9 protein-coding genes and 1 pseudogene are annotated in these 7055 nt (G+C 34.9%); 8 read left to right on the top strand and 2 right to left on the bottom strand.

Annotation, left to right across the window (positions count from 1 at the left end; all coding sequences use genetic code 11):
- The 8 genes and pseudogenes from ACIPK1_RS16330 to ACIPK1_RS16295 all read left to right on the top strand — a co-directional run.
- Positions 1 to 1967, top strand: a 1967-nt coding sequence (locus ACIPK1_RS16330; protein ID WP_400451332.1) for a WxL domain-containing protein, incomplete at its 5' end; no start/stop codon positions are given.
- Between the two features lie 21 nt (positions 1968 to 1988).
- Complete coding sequence (locus ACIPK1_RS16325) at positions 1989 to 2210, top strand: hypothetical protein (protein ID WP_016620664.1); 222 nt, start codon at positions 1989 to 1991, stop codon at positions 2208 to 2210.
- 68 nt (positions 2211 to 2278) lie between these two features.
- Complete coding sequence (locus tag ACIPK1_RS16320; RefSeq protein WP_366950497.1) at positions 2279 to 2707, top strand: DUF7006 family protein; 429 nt, start codon at positions 2279 to 2281, stop codon at positions 2705 to 2707.
- A gap of 262 nt (positions 2708 to 2969) precedes the next feature.
- Complete coding sequence (locus ACIPK1_RS16315) at positions 2970 to 3242, top strand: hypothetical protein (protein WP_016620666.1); 273 nt, start codon at positions 2970 to 2972, stop codon at positions 3240 to 3242.
- A gap of 11 nt (positions 3243 to 3253) precedes the next feature.
- Positions 3254 to 3490: pseudogene (locus ACIPK1_RS16310) on the top strand (family 16 glycosylhydrolase); the annotation flags it as partial.
- A 15-nt stretch (positions 3491 to 3505) separates the two neighbouring features.
- On the top strand, positions 3506 to 3844 hold the full coding sequence (locus tag ACIPK1_RS16305; protein WP_042890058.1) for a MucBP domain-containing protein: 339 nt from the start codon (positions 3506 to 3508) through the stop codon (positions 3842 to 3844).
- Between the two features lie 259 nt (positions 3845 to 4103).
- Positions 4104 to 4709: a protein adenylyltransferase Fic gene (gene fic / locus ACIPK1_RS16300; RefSeq protein WP_086333110.1), complete on the top strand. Its 606-nt coding sequence runs from the start codon at positions 4104 to 4106 to the stop codon at positions 4707 to 4709.
- A gap of 15 nt (positions 4710 to 4724) precedes the next feature.
- Positions 4725 to 5303, top strand: coding sequence for a recombinase family protein (locus ACIPK1_RS16295; protein WP_086333111.1), 579 nt, complete (start codon positions 4725 to 4727; stop codon positions 5301 to 5303).
- Between the two features lie 279 nt (positions 5304 to 5582).
- On the opposite strand, the gene ACIPK1_RS16290 is transcribed toward ACIPK1_RS16295, so the two are convergent.
- Together ACIPK1_RS16290 and ACIPK1_RS16285 are read right to left on the bottom strand one after the other, a co-directional pair.
- Entirely contained in the window at positions 5583 to 5840 is a 258-nt protein-coding gene (locus ACIPK1_RS16290) for a hypothetical protein (protein WP_223347179.1), read from the bottom strand.
- Between the two features lie 120 nt (positions 5841 to 5960).
- Positions 5961 to 6779, bottom strand: a complete 819-nt coding sequence (locus ACIPK1_RS16285; RefSeq protein ID WP_086333112.1) for a helix-turn-helix domain-containing protein — start codon at positions 6777 to 6779, stop codon at positions 5961 to 5963.
- Positions 6780 to 7055: the final 276 nt, after the last annotated feature.

Here is a 7055-nt window from a genome sequence, read left to right as displayed (position 1 = left end):
ATGGAAATCGGTTGCGTGCTAGTTCACCAGGAGAGTTTATCATAAATGGTACTGATGCAGCTGTGATCGAGTATTCTATGGATATTTATCGATTAAATAGTAGCGCTGAAGTAATAGCTACTGAAAATAATATTTTTAGTTTTCCTGCAATGAGGAATGAACTAAATACTGTAGTTAATACTCGCTTTAATAATACTTCACCTGATATAACACATGGGGACATACTCGAAGTATATCATCGTGAACCGCAAAGAATGTTCATAGGCGATGGTCTTGACCAGCCATTGTCAATGAGCAATAACCGTGCATATTTAGAACTAACTGATGGAGGGTACCGGTTATTACAATTTGACCGAGTCATTACAAAAAACGGAACTATAACAACAGAAACATCGGATGGAGCATTAGATGATCGAATTTCTGATTTTTTGGACATGTCTGGTACACCTAATGTTGAAGCAGTAGGCTTTGTTGAATATCCTGATAGATCTACTATAGGATCATCAACTGGGACAATACGTGTTCAAGAAATACTATCTACGGGAAGATTTGTGCAAAGAGATTATACAGTGGATTTTGAAATAAAATCATCTTTTGAATTTGAAATTGAGCCGCAATCGGTCTACTTATCGCAAACTGAAAAGGTACTTGATTTTTCAAAAATCATCTCAGATGTTACGTACGGAGGAGTGGCACTCGACACGACGGAATATGAGGTAACAATTGAAAAAATGGTGGATACCTCAACTGTAGGTTTGAAGACAGGAACCTTTACAGTAACAAATACACAGACGAAGGGTTCTATGTCGTTTGATGTTCCGATACATGTTTTGTGGGGAGACTCAATAGAGTTAAGAGGATATCAGTCCAGATCTTTAGGGACGTATACCTATTTTCCTGAAGAGGAACAGGTAAATGTAACATGGGGGAGGAGTGTGAACGATGGTAATGTATCCATTCATCCTGAAACTGGAGATGACATCTACTATACCGTTTCACTTTTTCGTCCGCAAGAACAGAAACAAGTTCTGACAGACATGGATGCTTACTTTAATTTGACTGGTCGTGGAAATAAAAATCCCGATATTATCAATACAATTCCTAACAACCGAAAAATCGATGTTTCTGTGGGTGATATTATGGAGATCTATCATAGACAGTCTTTGACCGATTCAGATCTGCTTTCATTCTACTCAAATGAATCGCCACAAGCTTTATCCAATGTGACAGAGACCTCTTATGTTGAACTGACCAATCAAGGCTATCAATCGCTTACTGTCAATCGTGTAGTGCCTGTATACGATCAGGTGCTCAGATTAGGTATGAGTAAAGCTGATTTGGATGCTTCTGTCAACAAGTATCTTGATATATCAAATACCGATGGAGTTGAAATAGTGGGCTTCGTTTCATACCCGGATACCTCACAAATCGGAGAACAACAAGGAACGATTCGTGTCCAAGAAAAACTAAGTAATGGAAACTACATTCAAAAAGATTATGATATCACGTTTTCAATCGACTATTCGACCTTAAGAATCGAGGAAGCCCCTGTGACCTTTGATTTTGGCCAAGATAATATTTTCAGTCGTTTTCATCAATGGATTACTGCAGAAAAAAAAATCAATACCAATCAGGTACAGGTATTCGATGGGCGAGAAACTCAAACAGATTGGATGATTTCAGCACAAGCAAGTTTGTTGAAACACACGGATCGTACACACAAAACTAGCTATATATCAAATGCGCGATACATTTTGGACATTGATACTGGAGAACGTAGAACGATATATGCAGATGGACAGTCGAGTACGATCATCGATACACATACTCAAAGTTCAGAAACTTCAGGAAACAGATTGACAACAACTATTTTTGATTCCGTCCAATTGTTTTTACCGAGCTTCAGTGGCGCGCCAGGAGAGGGATTTGAAGGAGAAATCACTTGGACGATAGATATGGTTCCATAAATTAGAAAAGGAGGGATACCTATGACCGCATATATTTGGATGTTTTTATTAATAGCGATTGCGATTATCAGTTTCATCCTAGGAATGACATTTCTGGTTTTGGACTTACAAAAACCAAAATCAAAATGGCATATAGGGATGTTTCTAACGGATATTGCTCTACTTGTAACTTTCTTTGTTAGCAGCGCAGGAGCGGTGTATGTCTACTTATTGTTTCAAAAACAAATTGAATTTTTTAGTTAAATTGAAAATACTACTTCAAAAGAACTAATAAAATAGTAGATTGCATGTATCAGTTAAGAGAGACTGTTATGGTTGAAATAAAGAACTTAGATAAATATACTGCTGATTTTTATTTTGCAAAGGAACAAATAGGAAAGAGGAAACAAGTAATGACTCAATTGAATACAAAGAAGGACTATATCAAACAGTTTCAAGAAGCACTTGATCAAGCAGGATCCGAGCGAACAACCTTGACGACTTACTTGGATAGTCAATTTAAACAATTAGATCAACTAATTGAATGTATTTCTCAAGAAACCTTTTGGCAAGTCTTTCCAGAAATTTTGGGGGTAGACTCAAAATTAAATTTATTAACTGAATTAATGCCATTCGAAGACTTTTCAAATGAAGAGATTATTCGAATTGTTGAAAATGACTATAAAGATTATTTTAAAGAGTTGTGTGGCTACGACTTAAAGACGAAAGACAAACCTTCGATGATTTTTCATATAGTATGAATCGTATCTATTTAAAATTTTTTGAAAAATTAACTGTGCAAAAGGACCGCAACTAAAATTTCTTTAAAAGATGAAAGTTGTACGGTACTATCAAAATATTTCAGAAGAACAAGATGACCAATTTACTTGATAGAAATTTAAATTAAAAAAACCTCCATTTATAAATTATTCAAAACATGATTCTGTTGAACTCGAAGGTTTGAATAATTAAAGTAAGAGTATTGTACCTTAAAATTTTAGTTGTCTAGAAAGAGGTTGGAAAATGAAAAAACCACTTTTAACCATGGTAGCGGTTATGAACATCGTTTTATTGACGGGATGTGGCAATCCCAACTCAGAGATTGCTACCATGCGCGGTGGTAAAATCAGGGCGGATGATCTTTATCAAAAAGCCTTTAGAGATCCATCTTTAGGAAGATCCCCCAGCTCGAGAAAACAAGCTAACGAAAAAGCACTTCGGGAGATAATTACCAGTAAAGTATTTTTGGAAGCCTATGGGGAAAAAGTTACTAAAGAAATGATTGAAGAAGCCTAGTCAGTTCGTTCTTTACTTACACAGGGCCAACCGATAATACACCTTGGGATGAAATTGACATTGAATTTTTAGGCAAGGATACAACTAAAGTTCAATTTAATTATTTTACTAATGGTGTAGGTGACCATGAGCATGATCATAACTTAGGTTTTGATGCGTCCCAAGGATATCATACGTATGTGTTTGATTGGAAAAAAGACTCAATTACTTGGTATGTAGACGGAAAAGAGGTCTATAGAGCAACTGAAAATATTCCTTTGACAGTGAGATACCAGGATTCCGAAGGAAATCAATTAGCCGAACCAAGTATCTTAAGCGGCAAAATTGGCTTACCATATGACAGTGAACCAAAAGAGATCCCAGGGTGGTATGTGGTAGAAACACCAGAGAATGCTTCAGGAATCTTTACTGAAGACCCACAAGAAGTGGTGTACGTGGATGAACTTAAAAATCCTGATTCTAAAGGTAATAATAATTCTAGTAATCACTTGCCAAAGACTGGAGAACAGATTCGTGGTCAAATGATTATGACAACTACGGGAGCTATTATAATTGCTCTTACTTTTGTAATAGTTAAAAAACGCAAAAAAGATAGACAATAAGATTAAGAAAGAGTGTTCAGAAAATGACGAATTTCTGGACACTCTTTTTTGGATCAAATTTCTGTGAAAATTGTTCTATATCGTGTACACAAACCTGTAACAAAATTTATGTTCAACTAAAAATAGGAAACGATGAATTATAGAACAATTTATTACTCGTTTCATAAACTTAATAGTTTTTGACACATGATTAAATTCGCGATATAATAGGCTTTAGAGTGTTTCAGAAACTTATGTCAGAAAGTTAAGGGGATTTTACATGGTTTTAGAGAATAAATTGGGTTTAACCAATCAAGTTGAGTTGGCCAAGGCTGAAGAAAAACTCAGCAAGCAAAAAGCGAAGGAATTATACGATTCAGGAAAAATAAATGAAATTGAAGTCGGCACGTTTAAAGGCTTAGCTGAAATTCATGATTTTCTCTTTTCAGAAATCTACAATTTTGCAGGAAAAATTCGCACGGTCAATATCGCAAAAGGAAATTTTCGATTTGCACCGGTCATGTACCTGGAACATTCGTTAAAGCATATTGATCAAATGCCACAAACTTCTTTTGACGAGATTATTAAAAAATACGTGGAAATGAATATCGCTCACCCGTTTCGTGAAGGAAATGGACGAAGCACTAGAATTTGGCTGGATCTCATTTTGAAAGAAGAATTGCAAAAAGTTGTCGATTGGAACTTGATCAACAAAGAAGACTATCTTTCTGCAATGGAGCGGAGTCCGGTAAATGACTTAGAAATACGCTATCTAATTTCTAACGCTTTAACTGATGAAATTAACGATCGCGAGTTGTATATGAAAGGGATCGATGTCAGCTATTTCTATGAAGGATACTCGGAGTATACGATAGATGATTTGTAAGAGCAGGTGGATCAAATGACAAAATATGGCTATGCACGTGTCTCGACTGCTTCTCAAAGTACAAAGGAACAGATTCAGCAGCTGCTTGAGAACGGTGTTGAGAAGAAAAATATTTTTTCCGAAAAATTTACAGGTACAAAACGAAATCGGCCAAAGTTTAATCAGCTGTTGGCCGGTCTGAAGCCTGGAGATGAAATCGTTGTAACGAAACTTGACCGATTTGCTCGTAATACGAGAGAAGCATTAGATATCATTGAACCTTTACTCGATGATAACGTTACAATCAAGGTGTTAAATTTAGGTACAATCGAAAATACGTCGATGGGCCGAATGGTTACACGTACTTTGTTGAGTGTTGCTGAGATGGAACGTGACATGATCGTAGAACGTACTCAAGAAGGAAAGATGTTTGCAAAAAAGAATAATCCAAACTTTAAGGAAGGACGTCCGAAAGCTACAATTACTCCAAAAAAACGGCACGCCTATGAACTTCTTATTTCAGGTAAATCCTATAAAGAGGTTGAATCCATAACTGGTTTTAGTCGAAGCACGCTTTTTAGAATAAAGAAAAAAATTGAAGGTAGTTCAAAATAAATCCCAGTGATTCCAATATGTAAATATTCCTCTAAAGAAACATTTGATCAGATGATTAAATATTTGATGAGTTTTAGAATGATTTTATTAGCTTGATGTGAAATAAAAGATTTTTAAATTTGCTTGATTTATTCTCAAAAAATGTGTATGGTAACCATAAAAGGTAAAGTAATTAAAGGTATGCTAGCCACGCTTATTAGATTAGGGTACCGTCATATATTATTTATGAACGATTTGTCCGTCTACCAAACAACACATATCGTTCAGAGTAAGTCACGTTTAGTAACGTGGCTTTTTTGGTATTATCATCGATAAATAATATATCGAATCGACTGCTTTCATTTCCATATCTCTACGGTGTTGATTATCTCTAGATTTTTCATTCAATAGCCAGATAACTATCATAAAAATCAACACTATTGCTAATAAGATAAATAGTGTCCCTAGTGTGACGTTGCCTACTGAATCTATCACCATTACAATTAAAGTAATAATGGCATTCAAGGATCCTTTGTTCTCTGTAACTATATTTGTCATAAAACATCTTCCTTTCAAATTAAAATACTTGGTTGATACCAATAAATAATAAGCGTGGCTAGCATACCTTTATTTGTATTAGTAAGCATTCTAATAATCCAAGCATAATGACGACAGATGCTAGTCAAGAATCGTAATATCTTCTTTATTACCTAGATTTTCAGTTAGCTCTTTTAGCAAGTCTAATAAGTCTGAGTCCTTATCAGAAAATAAATTATGCCTAGTGCTTACAATAAAATTTTCATGAGCTACATCAGTGAGCTTATTCTCACTAAGGAGTTCGTCTAGTTTTTGACATTCAAATCTATAAGCATCATCAAAAATCTTACCCGCAGGCGTCTTTAATTTGAAATCACTTATTTTCTCATCTTGGACTAACAGAAATTTGTAGATGGTATCTTTTGCTGTTTTTCTTTCAAAAACACAGCAGAGAGAGTTAAAAGGAACGTCATAATCCTCTTTATCTTCATTTTTTCTCCATTCAAATAAATGAAAAACTGCTGTCAATTTGCCATCAACATCATCGTTAGTACTTTCAATAACATCCTCAAAAGAACTATTAATGATTCTTTTGTAGTAGCTAGAAAGAGGAAGCAAAATCGTCGCCTTGCTCATATGATTGTCATCCAGTCGTGCAATCATACCTAAATCAACTAAAGTGTTATTCCAGGTGTTTACAGTTTTAGCTGTCACTCCTAGAGATTCTGCTATAGTACTGACCGAATGCCAGGAATCTCCTCCTTCATTCTTTGCCTTAAAACAGTAATAAAGATACAAATTAATGGCTTTATTATTCGGCAAATATTTCTCAAGTTCAGTTGGAAGAATAAAGTAACTATCATTGATATTTTTCCTGAACTGTCTCCAGTCTCTATAATTCTGTTTATAAAGTTGTGGAATGGTTTTTCCACCTTTAGAAAGCCCTGCTATCCTAATCAATCTTGTTGCTCCTTTCTTGAATATGTCATGATAATACAGTAAATTTTACCTACAGTCCAGCACTGTAATAAATAAGCCTATGTAATTAATTTCGCATAGTGTAGATAATATTTCTATTTAAGTTCGCTACAATTAAACAAATATGTATAGCAAACTACGACTAATAGACTACTAAGAAAACTATAACGAAAACTTCTAAGACAACTATTACAAAAACTACTAAGAAACTGAGTACACCGAATTTTCTGTTTTCAAGGAAAGTTTTTTCTTTCTTAC

This window comes from Enterococcus sp. NPDC086594, assembly GCF_044746145.1.
Taxonomy (GTDB): Bacteria; Bacillota; Bacilli; order Lactobacillales; family Enterococcaceae; genus Enterococcus_D; species Enterococcus_D entomosocium.
The sequence above is the reverse complement of the archived record's forward strand: the minus strand, read 5'-3'. Positions and strand labels throughout refer to the sequence as shown.